Here is a 26,426-nt window from a genome sequence, read left to right on the forward strand (position 1 = left end):
TCCCTTGTGGGATGTGAAGGTTTTTTTGTGTTTATTAAAGAAATGGAGGAAAAGTTAATGGAGTATAAAGATACCCTTCTTATGCCAAAAACAGATTTTCCGATGCGTGGAAATCTTCCAAACAGAGAACCTGTTATGCAGGAAAAATGGGAAAAGATGAACATTTACAAAAAAGTACAGGAACGTACGAAAGACCGTCCATTATTTATTTTGCATGATGGACCACCATATGCGAATGGTGATATTCATATGGGGCATGCTTTAAATAAAATCTTAAAGGACTTTATTATCCGCTATAAATCAATGAGCGGTTACTCAGCACCATATGTTCCAGGTTGGGATACTCACGGTTTACCAATTGAAACTGCATTGACAAAGAATAAGAAGGTTAAACGAAAAGAGATGTCTGTTGCGGAGTTTCGTAAACTATGTGAAGAATACGCTTGGCAGCAAATTAATGGGCAACGTGAACAGTTTAAACGTTTAGGTGTTCGTGGTGATTGGGATAATCCATATGTTACATTAACACCTGCTTATGAGGCGCAGCAAATTAAAGTTTTCGGGGAAATGGCAAAAAAAGGTTATATTTATAAAGGCTTAAAACCTGTTTATTGGTCTCCGTCAAGTGAATCTGCGCTTGCTGAAGCAGAAATTGAATATGCGGACAAACGCTCACCATCTATTTATGTTGCTTTCCCTGTTAAAGATGGAAAAGGAGTCCTTTCTACAGATGAGAAGATTATTATTTGGACAACAACTCCATGGACAATACCAGCTAACTTAGGTATTTCAGTTCATCCAGAACTTGAATATAGCGTTGTAGCTGTAAATAATGAAAAATATGTTGTTGCTTCAGCATTAGTTGAATCTGTTGCACAAACGATTGGTTGGGAAGATTTCACGGTTGATCGTACATTAAAGGGCAGTCAACTTGATCGCATCGTTGCGAAGCATCCTATTTATGATCGTGATTCATTAGTTATGCTAGGTGAACATGTTACAAGTGATGGTGGAACAGGATGTGTTCATACTGCTCCAGGTCATGGGGAAGATGACTTTATCATTGGTCAACAATATGGATTAGATGTTTTATGTCCAGTTGATGAAAAAGGATACATGACAGAGGATGCTGAAGGCTTCGCTGGTTTATTCTATGATGATGCCAATAAAGCCATTACTGAAAAATTACAGGAAGTTGGAGCTTTATTAAAACTTCAATTTATTACTCACTCATATCCACATGACTGGAGAACGAAAAAACCAACGATTTTCCGGGCAACAGCACAATGGTTCGCATCAATTAAAGATTTCCGTGAGGACTTATTAGCTGCAATTAACGAAACAAAATGGGTTCCAGCATGGGGAGAAACTAGACTCTATAATATGGTGCGTGACCGTGGTGACTGGTGTATTTCAAGACAACGTGCATGGGGTGTACCAATTCCAGTTTTCTATGCAGAAAACGGTGAGCCAATTATTACAGACGAAACGATTGAACATGTATCAAACCTATTTAGAGAGCATGGTTCAAATGTTTGGTTTGAGCGTGAAGCAAAGGACTTACTCCCAGAAGGATTCACACACCCTGGAAGTCCAAATGGTATCTTTACGAAAGAAAATGATATTATGGATGTTTGGTTTGATTCAGGTTCTTCACATCAAGCAGTTCTATTAGAAAGAGAAGAACTACAACGACCTGCTGACTTATATCTAGAAGGCTCAGACCAATATCGTGGATGGTTTAACTCCTCACTTTCGACTGCTGTTGCTGTAACAGGTAAAGCACCATACAAAGGTGTATTAAGTCATGGGTTTGCTTTAGATGGCGAAGGGCGTAAAATGAGTAAATCATTAGGAAACACCGTTGTACCTGAAAAAGTTATGAAACAATTAGGTGGAGACATTTTACGATTATGGGTAGCGTCAGTTGATTATCAAGCTGATGTTAGAGTATCTGATGCAATCTTAAAACAAGTTGCCGAAGTTTATCGAAAAATTAGAAATACTTTCCGATTCTTACTTGGTAATTTATCTGATTTTAATCCAAATACAGATTCTGTTAAGCTTGAAAACCTTAGAGAAGTTGACAGATATATGCTTGTGAAATTGAACAAGCTCGTTAGTCGTGTTAAGGAAGCGTATGAACAATATGAATTTGCAGCAATTTATCATGCAGTTCACAATTTCTGTACGATTGAATTAAGTTCATTCTATCTTGATTTTGCAAAAGACGTCTTATATATCGAGTCAAAAGAGAATGAAGAGCGTAGAGCAATCCAAACGGTACTTTATGAAACATTGCTGTCTCTAGTTAAACTTGTGACACCTATTCTTCCACATACGGCTGATGAAGTTTGGGAGCATATTGAATTTGTTGCGGAAGAAAGTGTTCAACTTGTTGATATGCCTGAAGAGAAACAATATCCTAACGCAGATGAATTAGAGAAGAAATGGGATATGTTTATGTCGTTACGCGATGATGTTTTGAAGGCATTAGAAGTTGCGCGAAATGAAAAAGTCATTGGAAAATCATTAACAGCAAGTATCTCGCTATACCCTAATGCGGAAGCGAAGGAATTGCTTTTATCTGTTAAAGAAGATTTAAAACAGCTTTTCATTGTTTCAGGATTTGAAATTGCTGGAGATTACAATACAGCTCCAGACAATGCACAAAGTTTTGATACTGTTAAAATTGTTATTAACCAAGCTGAAGGTGAAACATGTGAGCGTTGTTGGATTGTGACACCTGAAGTTGGTCAAGACGCAGAGCATCCAACACTATGTCCACGCTGTGCGACAATTGTAAAAGAACATTATTAAGACATAATTGATAGGGATAGTTCTCAGAAATATAATCCTTTTAACAGGATGAGAATTTTTGGGGACTGTCCCTTTTTTTGCTTGAAGCCTGATCATGATTAAGTCCGTTTTAAAAAGCCCATTTTTCATTCTTCATGTTTCACATATGAAAATGAGGGGTAAAAAATAGTCATTCACTATACAAACGAATTAGATAGCATGGATTTCTTTCACAGGAAAATTCTTAACAGGGTGAGGTTGGTTTTTGAAGGATACACTAATGTTACATCATGAGAAGGATTAAGGAGTTGTCCATCTTGAATAAATATTATGGAATCCGGTATGAATTGCAAGTGATGAGAGAAGAATTACGTGCAAGATTATTTGATCACAGTATGTTTGAAATGACAAATGATGATCAAGCGAAAAACAATACTCTAATCCATCATATAAAAGAAGAACTTCAAGATGTAGAACGAGCCTTACTTAAAATGGATAAAGGGATATACGGATATTGTGAAGAAACTGGTGAAGAAATTCCTTTTGAAAAGTTAAGAATACTTCCTACTGCAAGAACAAAATATGATTTTTACTTCCAAGAACTATACGAGCGAAAATCATTACCACAATATGACTACACTTATGATGAATCATATTTTTAACTTCATTTGGGGGACAGTCCCCAAATGAAGTGCTTTTGCAGGACATTTTTCAATTTTATTACCCTTTCGTTTTTCCAAATACCTTTAAAATAAAGGTTTCCAAAACTTTTTTTAGTTTTGGGGACTGTCCCCATTGTGATTCTATTTTCAATGAGTTGTTGCATATGGTACAATTCAAGTTGGGTAATACTTGTTGCTTTATCAATAGAATAAAGGAAAGTTGGGGAAACATTGTATTTTTATTACATAATTGCAGCTATTATTATTGGGATTGACCAATTAACGAAATGGTTAGTTGTAAAGAATATGGAGCTAGGTGAGAATATACCGATTATAGAAAATTTCCTTTATATAACCTCACATCGAAATAGAGGTGCTGCTTGGGGAATATTACAAGGGCAAATGTGGTTTTTCTACTTGATTACAACGGTTGTTATTATCGGTATTATTTACTACATCCAAAAACATACTAATGGTAGTAAGCTAATGGGAATTGCGCTAGGTCTAATGCTTGGTGGGGCAATTGGTAACTTTATTGACCGCTTGTTTAGAAAAGAAGTTGTTGATTTTATTAATACATATATTTTTACATATGATTTCCCAATATTTAATGTGGCAGATTCTGCTCTATGTGTCGGAGTAGTTCTATTATTTATTTATATGCTGTTTATTGAAGGGAAAAAAGAGAAGGAGAAAGCTTAATGGACATCGTAGATTTACGTGTAACTGAAGAACATAAAAATGAACGGATTGATAAATTTCTGTCTACTTATAATGAAGAATGGTCAAGAACTCAGGTTCAGCAGTGGATTAAAGAAGGAATTGTAAAAGTAAATGAAGCTGTAGTGAAAACGAATTATAAATGTCAAATCGATGATCATATTGTCATTCATATTCCTGAACCAGAGCCGTTAGATGTAGTCGCAGAGGAAATGGATTTAGATATTTATTATGAGGATGAAGATGTTCTTGTTGTCAATAAACCAAAAGGAATGGTTGTGCATCCAGCACCTGGACATATGTCTGGTACATTGGTAAATGGGTTAATGGCACATTGTAAAGATTTATCTGGAATTAATGGAGTATTACGCCCAGGAATTGTTCATCGAATTGATAAAGATACATCAGGCCTTCTCATGGTTGCCAAAAATGATCTGGCACACGAATCATTAGTAGACCAACTAGTAAATAAAACGGTAACGCGAAGATATAAAGCAATTGTCCATGGGAGTATCCCACATGATAACGGGACGATCAATGCCCCGATTGGCCGTGACAAAACAGATCGTCAAAGCATGACTGTTACAAATGTAAGCAGTAAAGAAGCAGTTACACATTTTCGAGTTTTAGAACGTTTTCATGACTATACATTTGTTGAATGTCAATTGGAAACTGGAAGAACTCATCAAATTCGTGTACATATGAAATACATTGGCTTTCCTTTAGTTGGAGATCCAAAATATGGTCCGAAAAAAACGTTACAAATAAATGGACAAGCACTCCATGCAGGTATTTTAGGCTTTATTCATCCAAGAACAAAGGAATACTTAGAGTTTGAAGCTCCTTTACCGAATGATTTTGAAGAAGTATTAAAGGAAATTCGATTAAAGAGCCAACTTTAAAAATGCTAGAACAAACGTCGGAATTATTATCTTAAAAAAATTGTTGACACGATTCTACAATTTTGTGATAATAGGTTTAACTTAATAAGAACCTTTAACACAGTCCCGAGAGGCTGAGAAGGAAAGCGGAAATTAGGCTATAGTACTTAAAAAAGTACTATGCTCTAAACAAAAGTTCGTAATCCCTCTCACTGTACGGTGAGAGGGGTTTTCTTTTTATAGCTTACTTTTTCATCCAGCTACAAGGATAAATTAAGTAACGAGAGGAGATGAAGAAATGTCTCAAAAAGCAGTTGTTTTAGATGAGCAAGCAATTAGAAGAGCATTAACAAGAATTGCACATGAAATTATTGAAAGAAATAAAGGCATTGAAGATAGTGTTTTAGTAGGGATAAAAACTCGCGGAATTCACTTAGCAAAAAGACTTGCAGAGCGAATTGAGCAAATTGAGGGAAATAAAATCGCGATCGGGGAACTTGACATAACACTATATCGTGATGATTTAACGAAAAAAACGAAGAATCAAGAGCCACTTGTTAAAGGTTCAGATATTCCAGTTGATGTTACAAATCAAAAAGTAATCTTAGTTGATGATGTTTTATATACAGGTCGAACGGTTCGAGCTGCAATGGACGCATTAGTTGATATTGGTAGACCAGCAAATATTCAACTAGCAGTGTTAGTTGACCGCGGTCATCGGGAACTACCAATTCGTGCAGATTATGTAGGGAAAAATATACCTACTTCAAGCTCTGAGAAAATTGTTGTCGAGCTTCAAGAACAAGATAATAAAGACCAAGTTACAATACATGATAATAATTAACCCTTTTAATAATCGTCCAGTGAGGCGACAAAGGGGAACAAAAGGATCAATCGGTCGAAACACGATTGGCTTACCTTTTTGTACCTCTTTGCATGCTTCGCAAAGAGGTTTTTTGTTTATCCATTTCACACATACTAACTAACATGAATATTTCTCAAAAGTGGAGGTCCTAAACGTGAAAGAACAACAAATCGTATTAGATATAAAAGATAAACCAAATTTATTAACATGGCTTACATTGAGCTTCCAGCATTTGTTTGCAATGTTTGGCTCAACAATTCTAGTCCCATATCTTGTTGATTTAGACCCAGCAGTAGCACTCATATCTAGTGGATTAGGAACGTTAGCATTCATGCTCATAACAAAAGGTCAAGTACCAGCATATTTAGGGTCATCTTTTGCGTTTATCACTCCGATAATCGTAGCAAAGGCATCAAGTGGAGTTGGTGCAGCGCTTGTAGGGAGCTTCCTAAGTGGTTTAGTTTACGGCATTATCGCTTTAATTATTAAAGGTACTGGTCATAAATGGATTATGAAAATCTTACCACCAGTTGTTGTCGGGCCAGTCATTATCGTCATTGGATTAGGTTTAGCGGGAACAGCAGTAGATATGGCGACCTTAAACGGTGAGGAATATAGTCTTCAATATTTCTCGGTAGCAATTATTACATTGCTTATTACAATTATTGCATCAATCTTTTTTAAAGGATTTTTCAATCTCATCCCTGTTCTTATCGGTATCGCAGGGGGATACTTATATTCACTAGCAATTGGTATCATTGATTTTTCAACAGTAATTGAAGCGAAATGGCTACAAGCACCTAATTTTATCTTGCCATTCGTTGATTATACACCATCGATAAATATGGATATTATCTTACTAATGGTACCTGTATGTGTTGTAACGATTTCTGAGCATATCGGTCACCAATTAGTATTAGGAAATGTAGTAAAAAGAGATTTTATTAAAGAACCAGGGCTTCACCGCTCAATCATGGGAGATGGAGTCGCAACAATGATTGCAGCTCTAATCGGCGGACCGCCAAATACTACGTATGGTGAAAATATCGGTGTCCTTGCGATTACAAGAGTTTATAGCGTATTTATCTTAGCTGGTGCCGCGGTATTAGCAATCGTCTTTGGCTTCATCGGGAAAATATCTGCCTTCATAAGCACGATTCCAACACCTGTTATGGGTGGAGTATCAATCCTATTATTCGGTATTATCGCATCTTCTGGATTAAGAATAATGATTGAAAACAAGCTTGATTTAGGCAGTAAACGAAACTTGATTATCTCTTCAGTTATTCTAGTTATTGGAATAGGTGAAGCAACGATTAAGTATGGTGGCTTTGATTTACACGGAATGGCGTTAGCCGCAATTATCGGGATTGTATTAAACTTAGTCCTTCCACAAAAGGATGATGAAACAATTAAAAATGAACATGCATAATGAAAGTTGCTTAAATCTTTTAAGAAAAGTCCAGAGAGGCTTTGAAGGGTGTAAGGCAAGGAAAAGGTATAGGGATACCTAGATTTGCTCTACCTTTTTACACCCTGTTTATTCAAAACAGGGTGTTTTTTTATACAATAAATGCCATTTGAAAGTAAAATTGCTTTCAAATAAAGGAGAGAATGGGTATGACAAACCTACTGACAATGAATCAGCTATCAAATGAAGAGATATTTTCAATTCTTGAGGATGCAGAAAGATATAAAACAGGAAAGGGCTGGAGACCATCTGATTTAGTATTTGTTTCAAACCTGTTTTTTGAGCCGAGTACTAGAACACGATTTAGTTTTGAAGTGGCTGAAAAAAGATTAGGTCTAGAAGTCTTAAATTTTGCTGCGGAGCATTCAAGTGTTCAAAAAGGTGAAACGCTATACGACACTGTCAAAACGTTAGAATCTATCGGGGCAAATGCTGTAGTCATTCGACATCAGGAAGATCATTTTTTTGAGGAGTTGATTGGAAAGGTTTCAATACCAATTATCAATGCAGGTGATGGATGTGGTCATCATCCCTCTCAATCTTTATTAGATTTATTAACGATAAAACAGGAGTTTGGAAGATTTAAAGATTTAACGGTATCCATACATGGAGATATTCGCCATAGCCGTGTTGCTCGTTCGAATGCTGAAGTTTTAACAAGATTAGGTGCTCGAGTACTTTTTTCCGGTCCTTCGGAATGGCAAGACGCATTTAATCTATACGGGGAATACGTCGAGGTTGATGAGGCGATTAAGCAATCAGATGTTGTCATGCTCCTACGTATTCAACATGAACGACATAATGAAAAAACAAATCCAGCTAATTATTTAGAAGAATTCGGTTTAACGAAGGAAAGAGAAAATCAAATGAAGCCAAATGCAATTATTATGCACCCAGCTCCAGTGAATCGAAACGTTGAGATTGATAGTGATTTAATAGAATGTGAACGTTCGAGAATCTTTAAGCAAATGGAAAATGGAGTTTATGTAAGAATGGCGATTTTGAAAAGGGCTTTACAACAAGTTCAAAATAATCAGGAGGTAGATGGACATGTCATTTATTCTTAAAAACGGCTTAGTGGTAGATAATCAAGGTGAGTTCAATAAAGTAGACATTAAGGTTGAAAACGGAAAAATTACAGAAATAGGCGAAAATTTACCAGTAGACGGTTATCGAGTTGTTCCTGTAGACGGTCAACTAATTTCTACAGGATTTATCGATTTACATGTACATTTACGAGAGCCAGGTGGAGAGCATAAGGAAACAATTGAAACTGGAACGAAAAGTGCTGCAAAAGGTGGATTTACGACGATTGCTCCAATGCCAAATACTCGCCCAGTACCTGATACAAAAGAACAGATGGAATGGCTACAAAATCGTATTAAAGAAACTGCTGTCGTAAAGGTACTTCCATATGCCTCAATTACGACTAGACAGCTTGGTGAAGAACTAACAGATTTTGCGGCGCTTAAAGAAGCAGGAGCATTTGCCTTTACAGATGATGGTGTTGGTGTTCAATCTGCTGGAAAAATGTTAGAAGCAATGAAAAAGGCTGCTTCAATTGGTGCTTCAATCGTTGCCCACTGTGAGGAGAATACATTAATAAATAAAGGTTCAGTCCATGAAGGTAAGTTCTCAGCAAAGCATGGAATAAATGGAATTCCATCAGTATGTGAGTCTGTACATATTGCAAGAGATATTTTACTTGCAGAAGCTGCAGACTGTCACTACCATGTTTGTCACATTAGTACTAAGGAGTCTGTACGTGTAGTAAGGGATGCAAAGCGTGCAGGAATTCGCGTAACAGCAGAAGTAACACCACATCATCTTTTACTATGTGAAGACGATATACCAGGGTTAGACCCGAATTTTAAAATGAATCCTCCGTTACGAGGGAAGGAAGACCAAGAAGCTTTAATTGAAGGTCTTTTAGATGGGACGATTGACTTTATCGCAACAGACCATGCACCACATGCTTTAGAGGAAAAGGCTGAGGGAATGCAGTTGGCCCCATTTGGGATTGTCGGCCTAGAGACAGCATTTCCATTGCTTTATACACACTTTGTTTTAACAAAAAAATTTACGTTAAAGCAGCTAATTAACTTTTTAACAGTTAAACCTGCAGAAGCATTTGGATTAACTGTTGGAACTTTACAAGTTGGCGATGTTGCTGATTTAACAGTCATTGACTTAGATACTGAGGCAAAAATCGACCCAGACAACTTCCTCTCAAAAGGGAAAAACACACCATTTAAGGACTGGGCATGTAAGGGCTGGCCAACATTAACTATTGTTGATGGAAACATCGTTTGGGAAAAGGGAGGCATCACTGTATGAAAAGACAGTTAATTTTAGAGGATGGAACAGTATTTTTAGGAGAAGCTTTTGGAAGTGATAAAGAAAATTTTGGTGAAGTTGTATTTAATACAGGGATGACTGGTTACCAAGAAATCCTATCAGATCCTTCTTACTGTGGACAAATTGTAACATTAACATACCCTTTAATTGGTAATTACGGAATAAACCGTGATGACTTTGAAACGATATCCCCTTTCATTAATGGGTTTGTCGTCAAGGAATTTTGTGATTATCCATCAAACTGGAGAAATGAATACACAATAGATGAATATTTTAAAATGAAAAACATTCCTGGGATAAGCGGGATCGACACTCGAAAATTAACAAGAATTATTAGAATGTACGGTACGTTAAAAGGTGCGATTTGTTCGGCTGATGCAAATCCAGATGAAGTAATTAGCAAACTTAAGGGAACAGAACTACCTACTAATCAAGTACAAACTGTCTCTACAAAAACAGCTTATCCAAGCCCTGGCAGAGGACCTCGTGTCGTCCTAGTTGATTATGGAATGAAGCACGGTATTTTAAGAGAGTTAAATAATCGCAATTGTGACATCGTTGTCGTACCACATTCGATAACTGCTGAAGAAGTAATGCAATTAAAACCTGATGGAATCATGCTTTCAAACGGACCAGGGGATCCAAAGGATGTACCTGAGGCGATTGAAATGATAAAAGGAATATTAGGGAAAATTCCGTTGTTTGGGATTTGCTTAGGACATCAATTATTTGCCCTCGCATGTGGCGCTGACACGGAAAAAATGAAGTTTGGACATCGTGGTTCAAACCATCCAGTAAAAGAGCTAAGTACTGGAAAAGTTGATATTACTTCTCAAAACCACGGATATACAGTAACTGAAGCATCAATTGAAAATACAGATTTGGAAATTACACATATTGCTTTAAATGACGGAACGGTGGAAGGCTTAAAACATAAGCATGCAAAAGCATTTACCGTACAATATCACCCTGAAGCATCACCAGGTCCAGAGGATGCTAACGGATTATTTGACCAATTTTTAGAAATGATTGAAGCGAATAAGAAAGAGGGGGTTCTATAATGCCAAAACGTACAGACATCAATAAAATTCTTGTTATCGGTTCAGGTCCAATTGTTATCGGTCAAGCAGCAGAATTTGATTACGCAGGTACACAAGCTTGTATCGCTTTAAAAGAAGAAGGATATGAAGTTGTGCTAGTGAACTCAAATCCGGCAACAATTATGACAGATACAGAAATAGCAGATAAGGTGTATATTGAGCCTCTTACATTAGAATTTTTAAGCAATATCATTCGTAAGGAGCGTCCAGATGCATTAGTTCCAACTCTAGGTGGGCAAACAGGACTAAATCTTGCAGTTGAATTAGCGGAATCTGGCGTTTTAGAAGAATGCGGTGTCGAAATTTTAGGAACTAAGCTTTCTGCGATTAAACAAGCAGAGGACCGTGATCTTTTTAGAACATTAATGAATGAGTTAAATGAGCCAGTTCCTGAAAGTGAAATTATTCATAATTTAGATGAGGCATTCGCGTTTGTTGAGCAAATTGGCTATCCAGTTATTGTTCGTCCAGCATATACATTAGGTGGTACTGGTGGCGGAATTTGTGAAAATGAAGAGGAATTAATTGAAATCGTAACAAGTGGTTTGAAAAACAGCCTAGTTACACAATGCCTCTTGGAAAAAAGTATTGCAGGCTTCAAGGAAATTGAATATGAAGTTATGAGAGATTCAAATGACCATGCAATCGTTGTTTGTAATATGGAAAACTTTGACCCAGTAGGAGTACATACTGGTGATTCAATTGTATTTGCACCAAGTCAAACGTTAAGTGACCGGGAATATCAAATGCTTCGGAATGTTTCATTAAAAATCATTCGCGCCTTAAAAATTGAAGGGGGATGTAATGTACAGCTAGCGCTTGACCCTAATAGCTTTAAATATTACATCATTGAAGTAAATCCGCGCGTTAGCCGTTCATCAGCACTTGCGTCAAAAGCAACAGGCTACCCTATAGCTAAGCTTGCTGCGAAAATTGCAGTTGGCTTAACACTTGATGAAATGGAAAACCCAGTTACGGGTAAGACATATGCATGCTTTGAACCTGCTCTTGATTACATTGTATCGAAAATTCCGCGCTGGCCTTTCGATAAGTTCGAATCAGCTAACCGTCGTTTAGGTACACAAATGAAGGCAACAGGTGAGGTAATGGCGATTGGACGGACGTTAGAGGAATCGCTATTAAAAGCAGTGCGGTCTTTAGAATCAGATGTTTCATATTTACGATTAAACGATGCAGATTCCATTACAAATGAATTGATTGAAAAGCGGATTCGTAAAGCTGGTGATGAACGTCTGTTCTATATTGCAGAAGCATTTAGAAGAGGAGTTACAAAGGAACAAATTCATGATTGGAGTAAAATCGATTTATTCTTCTTAATGAAGATTGAAAAAATTATTAAGTTTGAAGATAAAATTAAGGGGAATCCATTTGAACTTACTACCCTTCAAAAGGCGAAGGAAATGGGCTTTTCTGATGCAGAAATCGCAAAGCTTTGGGGTACAAGTGAGTTGGAAGTATATGAACTCCGTAAGCAAGCGGAAATTATCCCAGTATATAAAATGGTTGATACGTGTGCAGCAGAATTCGAATCTGCAACACCGTATTTCTACGGCACATATGAAGATGAAAATGAATCAATTGTTTCAGATAGAGAGAGTGTCGTTGTTCTAGGTTCAGGTCCAATCCGTATTGGTCAAGGGGTAGAATTTGATTATGCAACAGTACATTCTGTTTGGGCAATTAAAGAAGCTGGATATGAGGCGATTATCGTAAATAATAACCCTGAAACAGTTTCAACAGATTTTAGCATATCTGACATGCTTTACTTTGAACCACTTACGATTGAAGATGTTATGCATATTATCGATTTAGAAAAGCCAAAAGGGGTAGTCGTCCAATTCGGTGGACAAACAGCTATTAATCTTGCAAGTGAACTAGAAGCAAGAGGGGTCAAAATTTTAGGTACATCACTTGAGGATTTAGACCGTGCGGAAGACAGAGATAAATTTGAGCAAACACTCGTTTCCTTAGGAGTACCACAGCCTCTTGGAAAAACGGCAACATCTGTAGAGCAAGCTGTGAAAATAGCAGGTAAGATTGGCTATCCAGTACTTGTTCGTCCTTCATATGTTTTAGGTGGACGTGCAATGGAAATTGTTTACCAAGAGTCTGAATTATTGCATTATATGGAAAATGCCGTGAAAATCAATCCACAACATCCAGTCTTAATTGATAAATATTTAACAGGTAAAGAAATTGAAGTTGATGCAATTTCTGATGGAGATACAGTTTTAATACCGGGAATTATGGAGCATATTGAACGCGCTGGGGTTCACTCAGGCGATTCTATCGCAGTATATCCTCCACAATCGTTATCAAACGACGTGAAAGAAAAAATTATTGATTACACGATTAAACTTGCTAAAGGGCTAAATATTATTGGATTATTAAACATACAATTTGTTCTTTCAAAAGGGGAAGTATATGTCCTTGAAGTAAATCCACGTTCAAGTCGTACGGTACCATTTTTAAGTAAAATTACAGGTGTGCCGATGGCCAATTTAGCAACAAAGGTGATTTTAGGGGCAAAATTAGCTCAATTAGGCTATGAAACAGGTCTCTACCCTGAAAGTCAAGGAGTATATGTAAAAGCTCCAGTCTTCTCATTTGCTAAGCTTAGAAATGTTGATATTACGCTCGGACCAGAAATGAAGTCAACTGGTGAAGTAATGGGAAAAGACATTACATTAGAAAAGGCATTGTATAAAGCATTAGTTGCTTCAGGAATCCAAATTAAAAATCATGGGTCAGTTCTCTTAACTGTTGCTGACAAGGACAAAGAAGAAGGATTAGAAATTGCGAAAAGATTTCATGAGATTGGCTATCAAATCCTTGCAACGAGTGGAACAGCAGAATATATTCAATCATTCAATATCCCTGCAAAAGTTGTTAATAAAATCGGATCGGAAGAGCCAAATTTACTAGATGTCATTCGCAAGGGTGAAGCTCAATTCGTAATCAATACGTTGACGAAAGGGAAACAACCGGCTCGTGATGGCTTTAAAATTCGCCGTGAGTCAGTAGAAAACGGAATCCCATGCTTAACCTCACTCGATACGGCTGTAGCAATTTTACGAGTGCTAGAATCAATGACATTTTCTACTGAGACGATGCAAAAGAAAAACGCACAGCTAGAGGTGAGCTTAACGTGATGAAAAAAGAGCTGATGGTCGTAACAAAGCAGGAGGAAATTGCAAAACATATTTTTCAGTTAACACTAAAGGGAGATTTAGTTTCAGAAATGGGCGAACCCGGACAATTTGTCCATTTAAAAGTGTCTGAAGGAACGACCCCTTTATTAAGAAGACCTATCAGTATTTCAAAAATTAACAAAGAACGCAATGAATTTACGATGATATACCGTGCTGAAGGAGCTGGAACACAGCTCCTTTCTAAAAAGCAAGCAGAGGATGTAGTTGATGTACTAGGTCCACTTGGCCATGGTTTTCCTATCGGTGAAGCTAAGGCTGGACAAACTGCATTATTAGTAGGTGGAGGAATTGGTGTTCCTCCATTATATGAGCTATCGACACAGTTAGCTGCAAAAGGTGTAAAGGTTCAGCATGTATTAGGTTTTCAAACTAAATCTGCTGTCTTTTTAGAAGAGGAATTTTCGAAGCTTGGTACAACGATCATTACAACAGATGATGGTTCATACGGCTATAAAGGTTTTGTCACCAGTGCAATTGCCGATTATAACCTAGAGTATGATGTCATGTATTCATGTGGTCCAACGCCAATGTTAAAGGCACTGGAAAAGCAATTTGGTAACAAACCATTATTCTTATCGCTTGAAGAAAGAATGGGATGTGGAATTGGTGCATGTTTTGCCTGTGTGTGTCATACAGGAGACGATATTCATGGAACAAGTTATAAAAAAGTTTGTAGCGATGGTCCAGTATTTAAGGCCGGAGAGGTGGTTTTATAATCATGTTAGATGTACAATTACCAGGTTTGTCGCTTAAAAACCCGATTATGCCTGCATCCGGTTGTTTTGGATTTGGAAGAGAATATAGTAATCTTTATGATTTAAGTCAGTTAGGTTCAATCATGATAAAGGCAAGTACACAAGAGCCTCGATTTGGAAATCCTACACCCCGTGTCGCAGAGACAGAGGCAGGTATGCTAAATGCAATTGGTTTACAAAATCCAGGTGTAGAAAAAGTTGTTGCAGAAGAGCTTGTTTGGTTAGAGCAATTTGATGTTCCGATTATTGCAAATGTTGCAGGCTCACAAGTTGAAGACTATGTATATGTTGCTAAAAAAATAAGTCAGTCAAAGAATGTACATGCGCTTGAATTAAATATTTCTTGTCCTAATGTAAAAACAGGTGGGATCGCATTTGGCACGGTTCCCGAAATCGCTGCACAATTAACAAAGGCTGTCAAAGAAGTTTCTGCTGTTCCTGTATATGTTAAATTATCACCAAATGTTGCAAACATTGTAGAAATGGCTAAAGCAATTGAAAATGCTGGTGCAGATGGATTAACAATGATAAATACACTTATTGGGATGAGGCTCGATTTAAAAACAGGAAAACCAGTTATTGCAAATAAGACAGGCGGTCTTTCAGGTCCAGCGATAAAGCCTGTGGCACTTCGTATGATATACGAAGTGAGCCAAAATGTTTCGCTACCTATTATCGGAATGGGCGGAGTTCAATCTGTAGATGATGTCATTGAATTTCTATATGCAGGTGCAAGCGCAGTAGCAGTAGGTACGGCAAACTTTGTTAATCCATTTATATGTCCGGAAATTATTCAACAATTGCCTGATAGATTAAGAGAGTTAGGCTTTGAACATGTAAATGAATGTGTTGGAAGGAGCTGGAAGTGATATGGATCGACCGATTATAATTGCTCTTGACTTCAAGGGGAAAACCGAAATAGATGACTTTTTAAATAAGTTTCATGATGAGAAGCTCTTTGTCAAAGTAGGAATGGAGCTCTTTTATCAGGAAGGGCCGGCAATTATTTCACACATTAAAGAACGTGGTCACAAAATCTTCCTTGATTTAAAGCTTCATGATATTCCAAATACAGTAAAACAAGCAATGACAGGGCTTGCTAAGCTCAATGTTGATATCGTAAATGTACATGCAGCAGGTGGCAAGAAAATGATGGAAGCTGCTATTGAAGGCTTAGAAGCAGGAACACCAGCTGGTCAATCACGGCCAGCATGTATTGCTGTTACACAGCTTACAAGCACATCACAAGCAATGCTTGAACATGAGCTCTTAATTGATAAAACATTAAATAATGTCGTGCTTCATTATGCCCTGATGGCTAAAGAGAGCGGTTTAGAAGGTGTTGTCTGCTCTACTCACGAAGTAGAAGCCATCAGTGAAAGGCTAGGCTCTTCTTTTGTAACAGTTACACCAGGAATTCGGATGAAGGATGATGCAGCAGATGACCAGACAAGAATCGCAACTCCAGAGCTCGCTCGTACTCTTGGGTCAACTGCCATTGTTGTCGGAAGAAGTATTACGAAGAAGCAAAATCCATATGAAGCATATCTTCAAGTGAAAAAAGCGTGGGAGGGCACTGAGAAATGAGTCAATTAATCGCAAAGCAATTACTAAAAATTAAGGCAGTCTATCTTCAGCCGAACGAACCTTTTACATGGTCGAGTGGTTTGAAATCACCAATTTATTGTGATAATCGTTTAACATTGTCCTTCCCTGACATTCGTTCGCAAATTGCAGAAGGCTTAACACAGCTAATAAAGGAACATTATTCCGATGTAGAGGTGATTGCTGGAACTGCTACTGCTGGAATCCCACATGCTGCATGGGTGAGTGATAAACTAAATTTACCAATGTGTTATGTACGCAGTAAAGCAAAGGGCCATGGCAAAGGAAATCAAATTGAAGGACAAGTGAAAGAAGGACAAAAGGTTGTCGTTGTAGAAGATTTAATTTCTACAGGAGGAAGTGCTATCACAGCTGTTCGTGCGCTACGTGACGCTGGATGCCAAGTTCTAGGCATCGTATCGATCTTTACTTACGGCTTAACACTTGGTGAAGAAAAGCTATCTGAAGCAAATGTGGAAGCAAAATCTCTTTGCAATTATGACACTTTAATTGAAGTAGCAGCAAAAGAAGGATATGTTGATGATGAGGATATAAACAAGTTAAAAATGTGGCGAGAAAATCCTTCTTCAGAAGCATGGTTAAATAGTTAGTTATACTGTGGTTGGCTACATAGATTAGAAGCAATGTCTAATCTATGTAGCCAACCGCTTTTTTCATGGTAAGATGGCGAAAAAAATGATAAAGAAGTGCTAAAAATTGCTTTTCTTCAATTTGTTCTTATAATTAAATCTTAACGAAAGCTTTTTTATATAGGCATGTCTTTTTGACACGCTCATCCAATAATTAGCAGTAAGCTTTCTACTTAATGAACGCTAAATTTAATAGGAGGATTAATTTATGAATTTAAATGATTGGTATGAAAAAGGCATAACATTTGAACAGTATAAAAATCAGATGACTGTAAATAAAGATGAGATGCTTTCAATTTATAACCGATTTCAGGTAAAGGAAGATGAGCTTGAACGTCTGAAAAATATTCAGGAAAAAAAACTTAATGTTATCGTTTTAACAGAGGATTGGTGTGGAGATGCCCTTGTTAATAACCCGATTTTATTAAAAATTGCCGAAGTCCTGAAAATGGATGTCCGCTTTTTGTTAAGAGATCAAAATCTCGAATTAATGGACCAGTATTTAACAAATGGAACTTCCCGCTCGATACCAATATTTATCTTTATTGACCAGCATGGGCAGGAGCAGGCAGTATGGGGACCGCGTGCAGCAAAAATTCAGCAACTTGTTGATCAAGAAAAAAGCAAGCTTCCAAATGTAGATTCACCTGAGTTTAAGGAAATGCAAAACGAAATGATTGCTAGACTTAAAAAATCCTATATTGAGGATGAATCAATTTGGAGAGAGATTGAAAAAAGCATAATAAACAGTTTACTTTCTATTTAAACATGAGAATATTGAATTTGCTAGAAGGTATGGATAGAGATATTAACTTACTATCCATACTTAAAGTGAGAAAACATGTTTACGAAATTCTTGTGATCATCATCATGAATAATCCAATTGAGAGAATGAAAAAACACAATTTGTATCCTATAGAAAACCATTTTTCAGGTACTTTAAGGATTTTAAGACCTTTGGCGACAATCGTTCCAAGTAGATAGAATATGTAGGCATGTTTTATTTTTCGCATCTCTTTCAGAATCATTTGATTTGATTGATACATTAAAAGATGTGACATGCTCATACAAAAAAAGTAATAGGTGATCAATAATAGAAAAATATTCATGAAATGCATCCACAAGATAATCACACCTTTCATATTCGTTACAATATGTTTACTAGATAGTATTAAGAAAATTCATAAATTATGGATGAAAGATAAATGAAAATAGAAAACTACTCATAAAAAATTAATCCGATAGAAAAACTCGGGTTGACTTTTAGCCGAATTGTGTTAAAATTTTGAATCAATAGCATATTCTCTTTTACTTATGAAATAAAGCTAGAATAATAGTTTAAATAAATGAGTCATAGAGGCAAATCGATAATCGGTAATATGCTAAAAAACTGATGAAAATGATAAAGGTAAAAATGTATTATCGACAAATTTATATTGTCAAAATCAAATTGTGTTGAGGATAGATATTTATTTTTACCATTAATTCCGACTATTAATGTATGAATAAACGGTTTTTCAACACGATGCATATAGTAAGAAAGAGGTGATAATATTGCTAACTTATGAAAATTGGACAGAAGAAAGCGAAAGTTTTGAGGTTGATGAAAAGTATAAGGGTGCTTTAAACGTTTTGGATTGGGCGTATAACCATTATGGTGAAGAAGTGGTCTATGCTTGTAGTTTCGGTATTGAAGGAATTGTTTTAATTGATTTAATTTCTAAAGTTAAACCAGATGCAAAAATTGTATTTTTAGATACAGATGTTCATTTTAAGGAAACATATGAATTAATTGACAAAGTGAAAGAAAAATATCCGCAATTAAATGTTGAAATGAAAAAGCCTAAGCTTACGTTAGAGGAGCAGGCTGAGCAATATGGTGATAAACTTTGGGAAAAAAATCCTAATCAATGCTGTAATATTAGAAAAATCGTTCCGTTAAATGAAACCTTACAAGGATCTGCAGCATGGATATCTGGGTTGAGACGTGAACAATCTGAAACGAGAAAACACGTGAATTTTATAAATAAAGATGAACGCTTCCATTCAGTAAAGATTTGCCCGCTTATTCATTGGACATGGAAGGATGTATGGAGATATGTTCATAAAAATGATTTAATCTATAATCCTTTACATGATAGAGGATATCCAAGCATCGGTTGTTTTCATTGCACTAAACCAGCTTATGATGAAAATGATTTACGATCAGGCAGATGGTCTGGGCAAATGAAAACAGAATGTGGCCTCCATCAATAGGAGGATTTAAAAGATGTTAGAGATAGTTGCAATTTTGATCAGCTTCTTTTTTGCCATGAATATTGGTGCAAGCGGTGCAGCTGCTTCAATGGGTGTTGCTTATGGGGCAGGGGCGATAACTCGTCCCCGAAATGCCCTTATTTTATGTGCAATAGGTGTAATATTAGGAGCAGTGATTGGTGGAGGAGAAGTGGTCAAAACGATAAGTGAAGGAATTATACCTTCCTCGCTTATCACGATAAAAATAGTTGTAATCATTCTCTTTTCAGCAACATTTTCACTTTTTCTAGCGAATTTATTGGGCATCCCGCTATCTACAAGTGAGGTAACGGTTGGAGCTGTAGTTGGTGTAGGGATAGCACACCAAGTATTATATGTGAATAACCTATTGTGGATTGTGATGTTTTGGATTCTTATCCCTATTGTTGCCTTTGGTATTGCATTTTTTGTGATTAAGCTGTTACATTCTTTTCATTTCACTAAAAAATATACATTTGAAGGAAAAGTTGTCACAATTATTTTAATTTTCGCAGGATTTTTTGAAGCATTCTCAGCGGGGATGAACAATGTAGCGAATGCTGTAGGGCCATTAGTTAGTGCAAATATACTGACAGTTTCAAAGGGAACAATTATTGGCGGAGCATTTGTCGCTTTAGGAGCTTTATTATTAGGACGTCGAGTCCTTGAGACAAATGGTAAGAAAATTACAAAATTCACAAAAATTGAAGGGATATTGATTTCCGGTACAGGTGCATCACTCGTCACGATCGCCTCAATTTTTGGAATTCCTGTACCATTAACACAAATCACTTCATCATCTATTCTTGGAATAGGGATGGCGAAAAATGGCTCAAAAATAACGTTTCAACAAAGAATCGTAAAAAATATGTTAATGGTTTGGTTAATTTCCCCATTAATTTCGTTAACGTTGTCCTATTTTTTTGTAAAATTATTTATTGACAATGATATTTATACAATAATTGTTCTTGCAAGTCTCTTCCTTGCTACACTAGGTGCGATTAGCTTGATGAAGGCAACAAAACAAGAAAAACGTACTGTTCATGAAGAGGGCGGCGGTATTTAAAACGAAATCTTGTATTGACGTTAAAGTTTTTTGTGATAAATGTCGTGTTACCATTTTTAAATGAGTGATACTCTTAAATAAAGATTAAATATTGTATTGGAGGATTTTATCATGAGCTTGCTTCCACACGGAGGAAAATTAATTCAAAAACTATCAATTGGAGCAGATGTTTCACATATCGAGAAAGAAATTGAATTAGATGGAATTGCGTTAAGTGACCTTGAGCTAATTGCCATCGGTGCGTACAGCCCAATTGAAGGTTTCTTGAATCAAGAGGATTATCAATCAGTTGTAGAAAATATGAAATTAAAAAATGGTTCAGTGTGGAGTATTCCGATCACATTACCAGTTTCAGAGGAAAAAGCTTCAACATTAACAATTGGTGATGAGGCACGTCTTGTAGCAGATAGAGTTACATATGGTACGATTACCATAGCAGACATCTATACTCCTGATAAGCAAAAAGAAGCGATTAACGTATATCGGACAGATGAACTTGAGCATCCTGGAGTTAAAAAGATGTTTGAACGTGGTAATGTTTATGTTGGTGGAGAAATCACTTTAGTAAAACGTCCGGAAAAGAAATTTGCCGAATATTATATGGACCCAAAAGAAACGAGAGCAAAGTTTGCAGAGCTTAATTGGAAAACGATAGTTGGCTTCCAAACAAGAAACCCAGTTCATAGAGCACATGAATATATTCAAAAGACAGCGTTGGAAACAGTTGACGGATTATTTTTAAATCCTTTAGTTGGTGAAACAAAGTCGGATGATATTCCAGCACATATTCGAATGGAAAGTTATGAAGTATTGCTAGAAAACTATTATCCTAAAGATAGAGTCCATCTTGCTGTTTTCCCAGCTGCTATGCGTTATGCAGGTCCACGTGAGGCAATTTTCCATGCGATGGTACGTAAAAACTATGGATGTACACATTTTATTGTTGGTCGTGACCATGCTGGAGTTGGCGATTATTATGGTACGTATGATGCACAGAAAATATTCTCGAATTTTACTGCTGATGAATTAGGAATTACCCCATTATTCTTTGAGCATAGCTTCTATTGCACAAAATGTGAGGCAATGGCTTCTTCGAAAACTTGTCCACATGGTAAAGAAGACAGAGTCATCTTATCTGGTACAAAGGTTCGCGCGATGTTACGTAATGGCGAATTACCACCAAGCACATTTAGCCGTAAAGAAGTTGTTGAAGTGCTAATTAAAGGAATGAAAGAGACTGTAAATTCATAAGGAGGTTATGCTTGATGGCTGCAAGTAATATTGTGTGGCATGATTCATCCGTCACAAAAGAAGAGAGAAGAAAGAGAAATAATTATCAAAGCTATGTGCTATGGTTTACAGGTTTGTCTGGATCTGGGAAGTCAACATTAGCAAATGCATTAGCAAGATATTTGTTTGAAGCAAACATTCAAACATATGTACTTGATGGTGATAACATTAGACATGGTTTAAATCGTGATTTAGGATTTACAGATGAAGATCGAAAAGAAAATATTCGTCGTATTGGGGAAGTATCAAAGCTTTTTGTTGATAGTGGTCAAATTGTATTAACGGCATTTATTTCTCCATTTCGTGAGGATAGACAGCAGGTAAGAGAAATCCTTTCAGAAGATGAATTTTTTGAAGTGTATGTTAAATGTTCATTAGATGAGTGTGAAGTTCGTGATCCTAAAGGCTTGTATAAAAAAGCGAGAAATAACGAAATTAAGCATTTTACTGGTATTGACTCACCTTATGAAGAGCCGGAAAATCCAGCAATTATTGTTGATACTGAAAAGCAAACGGTTGAGGAATCTGTTAAACAAATTGTTGATTTCCTCCAAGCAAAAGGATTAATTCAAAACATATTCTAGAACTTGATTAAGCAATAAACGAAAGGGGGAGAGTAAGATAGCAAAGGTTTATTTAGTTGGAGCTGGTCCTGGAGATGAAGAGCTATTAACAATTAAAGCATTAAAATGTATTCAAAAAGCGGATGTCATTCTTTATGATCGCTTAATTAATAAAGAGATTTTAAAGCATGCAAAGCAAGGCTGCGATTTGATCTATTGTGGTAAGCTTCCTAATTATCATACGATGAAGCAGGAAACGATCAATCATTTCCTCCTTAAGTATGCAAAAAGTGGGAAAGTAGTGACTCGTCTAAAAGGTGGAGATCCTTTCGTGTTTGGCAGGGGCGGTGAAGAAGCTGAAGCCTTGGCTACTCATCAAATCCCCTTTGAAATTGTTCCAGGTATTACTTCAGGGATAGCAGCATCTGCATATGCTGGTATCCCTGTTACACATCGTGGCATAAGCGGGAGTGTCGCCTTTGTAACTGGTCATCGTAGAAATGATGCAGAAGAGGAAGTAAAATGGGAATCGTTAGCAAAAGGGATTGATACACTTGTTATCTACATGGGCATCGGTAATCTCCCATATATTAAAGATAAACTTATTAAGTACGGAAAAGCGCCAAAAACACCAGTAGCAGTGATTCATTGGGGTACAACAGATGAACAAATAACGATCACGGATTCATTAGAAAATATTGAAAATCGAGTAAAGCAATCAGCAATAAAAAACCCAAGTATTATCGTCGTTGGAGAAGTAGTATCAATTCGCGACCAACTAAACTGGTTTGAGAAAGACTTAAAACGACATTCTCAAGGTGAGGTTTTATCAATATGAAGCATGCGGTCTTGTATGTTTGCCACGGAAGTAGGGTTCCGAAGGCTCGCGAAGAAGCTGTAGATTTTATAAAAAAAGTAAGTCCAAGAATAAATGCACCTATTCAAGAGGTGTGTTTTTTGGAATTAGCAGAACCTTCCATTAGTAGTGCGTTTGAATCGTGTGTTAGTCAAGGGGCAACACAAATAACGGTAGTTCCATTGCTGCTATTAACTGCAGCACACGCAAAAAAGGACATACCTGAGGAAATTAATGAAGTTAGCTCTAAATATCCTCACATAAATGTAACATATGGAAGACCAATTGGTGTCGATGACCGACTCGCAATGATGTTAAAGGATAAAATAAACGAAAAAGCAAAGGTTGATCATCATACAGTTGCGGTACTTGTCGGAAGAGGTAGCAGTGATCCTGATGTTGTCAGAGATTTAACAGAAATCTCAACGATATTACAAAAGGAATCACCTCTTAGGGAAGTAAAAACATGTTATTTAACTGCAGCTAAGCCAAAATTTACTGAAACAATTGATGAGTTGTACAATTCTAATGAACAAAAGATTATCGTCATTCCTTATTTAATTTTTACAGGTTTATTAAAAAAAGAGATTGATGAGACGATAGAGAAATATCATTGGGGAAATCGACATATTGAAGTATGCTCTTACCTTGGACCACATCCAATCCTTCTAGACTTATTTTCAGAGCGTGTGCATGAAGCTTTATTAAATAAAAATGATTTATTTAGTTTTCACAATAGGATGCCTGCGCAATGATTCCTTTACATATCGATGTAAAAGGGAAAAAAGTGATTGTCGTTGGCGGTGGAAAAATTGCTTATAGACGGTTATGTTTATTTTTAGCAGAAGGTGCAAATATAACTGTCATAAGTCCAAATGTGATCTCAGAGATAGAGGAATTGTTTCATTTAGGAAAAATAACTTGGTTAGAAAAAAAGATAGAGTTAGCAGATCTGAAGAATGCATTTTTCATTATTGCTGCAACAAATGATGCGAGTATAAATGAATGGATTGCAGCAAATATAGAGGAAAACCAGCTTATTAATATCGTTAGCAATGCGAAGCTAGGAAATGTAACTGTTCCGAAAACGGTGAAAAAAGGGAAGTTAATATTATCTGTTTCTACGAGCGGAGCTAGCCCTAAGCTTTCTAAGGAAATATCAGAAAAACTAATTGAACAATTTGAGGATGACTTTATTGAGGAATTAGACAAGTTATATGTAGAAAGAGAACTGAATAAAAAAGGGAACTCAAGGTAAGAAACGAGATGGTTTGCAATATATTGCAAGCCATCTTTTTTTGGTGCGCCAGGCATGGCAACTATCTAGGTGGTGAAAGTCCACTGTGGGGGTACACATCGACCAACCACTAAGGAAGCGCAAGGCACTTATCGTGAGGTAAGGACTGGAGGAAGCGTGGAATAAAATCTTGGCTCGACGAACAGAAACCTGATACTAAGGCTCTACAAAGGGATAAGACTCCCAAACAAGTCAAAGTCCAAAAGGTGTGCGTAACTTTGTAGGGTAAATCAGGCGAGTAAAAGAGGAAAGATTGTTGTCTTACCCTGGGAGGTCTTGCGGGTGTACATAGGTATAGTCGAAAAAGGTTTGCCGCAAGAAGTCAGCAGAAGCCATAGTAGTGAAATTAATTCATGAAGGGCTGAACAATTTATAGTGTTTCAACACCGCGAATGCGTAAGTGACTTACTCCGAATGTATTAATGGTGAAAGTATGAGCGTATCTCAAAGGCTAACCAAAAAGGAGCTATCACTTACTACGTGAGAGGGAAGGAGAAGCGAGTGTGGAACTTTTAGAACAGATTCTAAGTAATCGAAATATGAACGAAGCCTATCTGCGTGTCTATAAAAATAAAGGAGCGAGTGGGGTCGATGGAGTAACAGTTGAAGAATTGAAACAATATCTGAGAGAAAACAAGGATGAGCTACGAAAGCGCATCAGAACAAGAAAATACCAACCACAAGCTGCCTTAAGAGTGGAAATCCCAAAAGAAAATGGCAAGATGCGCAAGTTGGGAATACCAACAGTAGTGGATAGAGTAGTTCAACAAGCCATTCATCAAGTTCTCAGTCCAATATTTGAAAGGCAATTCAGTGAATACAGTTACGGCTTTAGACCAAAAAGAAGCTGTGAGATGGCTATTATTAAAAGCTTAGAATTTCTGAATGATGGACATGATTGGGTAGTAGACATTGACCTTGAAAGGTTCTTCGATACAGTTCATCACGATAAACTCATGCGAATTATATCCAACACGATAGATGATGGGGATGTCATCTCACTAATCAGAAAATACCTAGTCAGTGGAGTCATGGTGAAAGGGAAATATGAAGAAACTCCTGTCGGGACTCCGCAAGGAGGAAACCTTAGCCCATTATTGAGCAATATTATGTTAAATGAACTCGATAAGGAACTACAGAAAAGAGGACTACGGTTCGTGAGATATGCAGATGACGCTCTCATCTTTGTAAAGAGTGAAAAAGCAGCAAACAGAGTGATGGAATCAATCGTGAAATTTATAGAAGATAAATTAGGGTTAATAGTCAATGTAGAGAAGAGTAAAATCTCTCGTCCAAAAGACTTGAAATTCTTAGGATTTGGATACTATTACGATCCTAAAAATGAGAAATATCAAGTAAAACCACATGTCATATCCTTACAAAAATTTCGAAGGATACTTCGAAAATTAACAAAGCGAAATTGGAGTGTACCACTAGACTTCAGGATTTTAAAACTAAAACAAGTCATACTCGGGTGGGTAAATTACTTTAGAATCTCAAATATGAAAAGAGCGATGAATGAGATAGATAAGAAGCTTCGCTCCAGAATTAGAGTTATCATCTGGAAGCAATGGAAGGTATCGAAGAAACAAATTAAATCGCTAGTTAAATTAGGGATTCCTGAGGAAGAGGCAAAAGGTCTAACTTTCTGTCGAAAAGGTTTCCGGTACATCGGATTATCAAAAGTCGTTCAGAGAGCAATATCGAACAAAAGACTAAAGCGGAGGGGACTTCCCTCTGCTTTAGAACATTATCTAAAAGTACACACTGTAATATAAATTGAACCGCCGTATACGGAACCGTATGTACGGTGGTGTGAGAGGGGCGAAAATAATTAACTTATTTTCCCTCTACTCGATTGTAAAAGAAAACCCTAGGCTAGGCCTAGGGTTCCAAAAAGCTTTCAGCGTGGTATTAAAAAAACTCTTCCGTGGTGCTAAAATATTTTTGGTTCCCCAACCAAAATATGAGCATACGGAGG

23 protein-coding genes and 1 other annotated feature (1 of these 24 only partly in view) are annotated in these 26,426 nt (G+C 36.8%); all 23 genes read left to right on the forward strand.

The annotated features are described in order from the left end of the window. Positions 1-8: a binding site (T-box leader), on the forward strand (it extends 221 nt beyond the left edge of the window). A 49-nt stretch (positions 9-57) separates the two neighbouring features. After that, entirely contained in the window at positions 58-2,820 is a 2,763-nt protein-coding gene (gene ileS / locus ACTJJ9_RS15510; RefSeq protein ID WP_145582207.1) for an isoleucine--tRNA ligase, read from the forward strand. A 335-nt stretch (positions 2,821-3,155) separates the two neighbouring features. Next, the gene (locus tag ACTJJ9_RS15515; RefSeq protein ID WP_095299150.1) at positions 3,156-3,461 is read left to right on the forward strand and encodes a TraR/DksA family transcriptional regulator; all 306 of its coding nucleotides are present in this window, start codon (positions 3,156-3,158) and stop codon (positions 3,459-3,461) included. 231 nt (positions 3,462-3,692) lie between these two features. Next, positions 3,693-4,163: a signal peptidase II gene (gene lspA / locus ACTJJ9_RS15520; RefSeq protein WP_095298829.1), complete on the forward strand. Its 471-nt coding sequence runs from the start codon at positions 3,693-3,695 to the stop codon at positions 4,161-4,163. Beyond that, the gene (locus ACTJJ9_RS15525; protein ID WP_145582206.1) at positions 4,163-5,083 is read left to right on the forward strand and encodes an RluA family pseudouridine synthase; all 921 of its coding nucleotides are present in this window, start codon (positions 4,163-4,165) and stop codon (positions 5,081-5,083) included. Before lspA ends, ACTJJ9_RS15525 begins: the two co-directional genes overlap by 1 nt. Before the next feature lie 277 nt (positions 5,084-5,360). Further along, positions 5,361-5,906, forward strand: coding sequence for a bifunctional pyr operon transcriptional regulator/uracil phosphoribosyltransferase PyrR (pyrR, locus tag ACTJJ9_RS15530; protein WP_095298825.1), 546 nt, complete (start codon positions 5,361-5,363; stop codon positions 5,904-5,906). 175 nt (positions 5,907-6,081) lie between these two features. After that, on the forward strand, positions 6,082-7,359 hold the full coding sequence (locus tag ACTJJ9_RS15535; RefSeq protein ID WP_145582205.1) for a solute carrier family 23 protein: 1,278 nt from the start codon (positions 6,082-6,084) through the stop codon (positions 7,357-7,359). A 188-nt stretch (positions 7,360-7,547) separates the two neighbouring features. After that, the gene (locus tag ACTJJ9_RS15540) at positions 7,548-8,465 is read left to right on the forward strand and encodes an aspartate carbamoyltransferase catalytic subunit (RefSeq protein WP_145582204.1); all 918 of its coding nucleotides are present in this window, start codon (positions 7,548-7,550) and stop codon (positions 8,463-8,465) included. Continuing rightward, on the forward strand, positions 8,449-9,735 hold the full coding sequence (locus tag ACTJJ9_RS15545; protein ID WP_145582203.1) for a dihydroorotase: 1,287 nt from the start codon (positions 8,449-8,451) through the stop codon (positions 9,733-9,735). Before ACTJJ9_RS15540 ends, ACTJJ9_RS15545 begins: the two co-directional genes overlap by 17 nt. Next, the gene (locus ACTJJ9_RS15550) at positions 9,732-10,817 is read left to right on the forward strand and encodes a carbamoyl phosphate synthase small subunit (protein WP_145582202.1); all 1,086 of its coding nucleotides are present in this window, start codon (positions 9,732-9,734) and stop codon (positions 10,815-10,817) included. The genes ACTJJ9_RS15545 and ACTJJ9_RS15550 overlap by 4 nt, the downstream gene beginning before the upstream one ends. Continuing rightward, entirely contained in the window at positions 10,817-14,029 is a 3,213-nt protein-coding gene (gene carB, locus ACTJJ9_RS15555; RefSeq protein WP_440768709.1) for a carbamoyl-phosphate synthase large subunit, read from the forward strand. The genes ACTJJ9_RS15550 and carB overlap by 1 nt, the downstream gene beginning before the upstream one ends. Then, positions 14,026-14,805: a dihydroorotate dehydrogenase electron transfer subunit gene (locus ACTJJ9_RS15560; RefSeq protein ID WP_145582200.1), complete on the forward strand. Its 780-nt coding sequence runs from the start codon at positions 14,026-14,028 to the stop codon at positions 14,803-14,805. Before carB ends, ACTJJ9_RS15560 begins: the two co-directional genes overlap by 4 nt. Positions 14,806-14,807: 2 nt before the next feature. Continuing rightward, positions 14,808-15,713 carry a dihydroorotate dehydrogenase gene (locus ACTJJ9_RS15565; RefSeq protein ID WP_186324203.1) on the forward strand — a complete coding sequence of 302 codons (906 nt, stop codon included), beginning with the start codon at positions 14,808-14,810 and terminating at the stop codon, positions 15,711-15,713. 1 nt (position 15,714) lies between these two features. Beyond that, positions 15,715-16,431 (forward strand): orotidine-5'-phosphate decarboxylase, encoded by a 717-nt coding sequence (gene pyrF / locus ACTJJ9_RS15570; protein WP_145582198.1) that lies wholly within the window; start codon positions 15,715-15,717, stop codon positions 16,429-16,431. Then, positions 16,428-17,060 carry an orotate phosphoribosyltransferase gene (pyrE, locus tag ACTJJ9_RS15575; protein ID WP_095298808.1) on the forward strand — a complete coding sequence of 211 codons (633 nt, stop codon included), beginning with the start codon at positions 16,428-16,430 and terminating at the stop codon, positions 17,058-17,060. Before pyrF ends, pyrE begins: the two co-directional genes overlap by 4 nt. A 247-nt stretch (positions 17,061-17,307) precedes the next feature. After that, positions 17,308-17,865: a thioredoxin family protein gene (locus tag ACTJJ9_RS15580; protein ID WP_145582197.1), complete on the forward strand. Its 558-nt coding sequence runs from the start codon at positions 17,308-17,310 to the stop codon at positions 17,863-17,865. Positions 17,866-18,653: 788 nt separating this feature from the next. Beyond that, positions 18,654-19,355 carry a phosphoadenylyl-sulfate reductase gene (locus ACTJJ9_RS15585; RefSeq protein WP_145582196.1) on the forward strand — a complete coding sequence of 234 codons (702 nt, stop codon included), beginning with the start codon at positions 18,654-18,656 and terminating at the stop codon, positions 19,353-19,355. A 13-nt stretch (positions 19,356-19,368) separates the two neighbouring features. Next, positions 19,369-20,439 (forward strand): inorganic phosphate transporter, encoded by a 1,071-nt coding sequence (locus tag ACTJJ9_RS15590; RefSeq protein WP_095298800.1) that lies wholly within the window; start codon positions 19,369-19,371, stop codon positions 20,437-20,439. 111 nt (positions 20,440-20,550) lie between these two features. After that, entirely contained in the window at positions 20,551-21,690 is a 1,140-nt protein-coding gene (gene sat, locus ACTJJ9_RS15595; protein ID WP_145582195.1) for a sulfate adenylyltransferase, read from the forward strand. Between the two features lie 14 nt (positions 21,691-21,704). Next, positions 21,705-22,313: an adenylyl-sulfate kinase gene (gene cysC, locus ACTJJ9_RS15600; RefSeq protein WP_095298796.1), complete on the forward strand. Its 609-nt coding sequence runs from the start codon at positions 21,705-21,707 to the stop codon at positions 22,311-22,313. 37 nt (positions 22,314-22,350) lie between these two features. Beyond that, entirely contained in the window at positions 22,351-23,130 is a 780-nt protein-coding gene (gene cobA / locus ACTJJ9_RS15605; RefSeq protein WP_145582194.1) for a uroporphyrinogen-III C-methyltransferase, read from the forward strand. Then, positions 23,127-23,903 (forward strand): sirohydrochlorin chelatase, encoded by a 777-nt coding sequence (locus ACTJJ9_RS15610; RefSeq protein WP_145582193.1) that lies wholly within the window; start codon positions 23,127-23,129, stop codon positions 23,901-23,903. Before cobA ends, ACTJJ9_RS15610 begins: the two co-directional genes overlap by 4 nt. Then, positions 23,900-24,406, forward strand: coding sequence for an NAD(P)-dependent oxidoreductase (locus tag ACTJJ9_RS15615; protein ID WP_145582192.1), 507 nt, complete (start codon positions 23,900-23,902; stop codon positions 24,404-24,406). Before ACTJJ9_RS15610 ends, ACTJJ9_RS15615 begins: the two co-directional genes overlap by 4 nt. A 542-nt stretch (positions 24,407-24,948) precedes the next feature. Then, positions 24,949-26,223, forward strand: a complete 1,275-nt coding sequence (gene ltrA, locus ACTJJ9_RS15620; protein ID WP_440768710.1) for a group II intron reverse transcriptase/maturase — start codon at positions 24,949-24,951, stop codon at positions 26,221-26,223. Positions 26,224-26,426: the final 203 nt, after the last annotated feature.

Origin of the sequence: Metabacillus sp. 22489 (genome assembly GCF_052044855.1) — a bacterium.
In the GTDB taxonomy this organism is placed as follows: Bacteria; Bacillota; Bacilli; order Bacillales; family Bacillaceae; genus Metabacillus; species Metabacillus niabensis.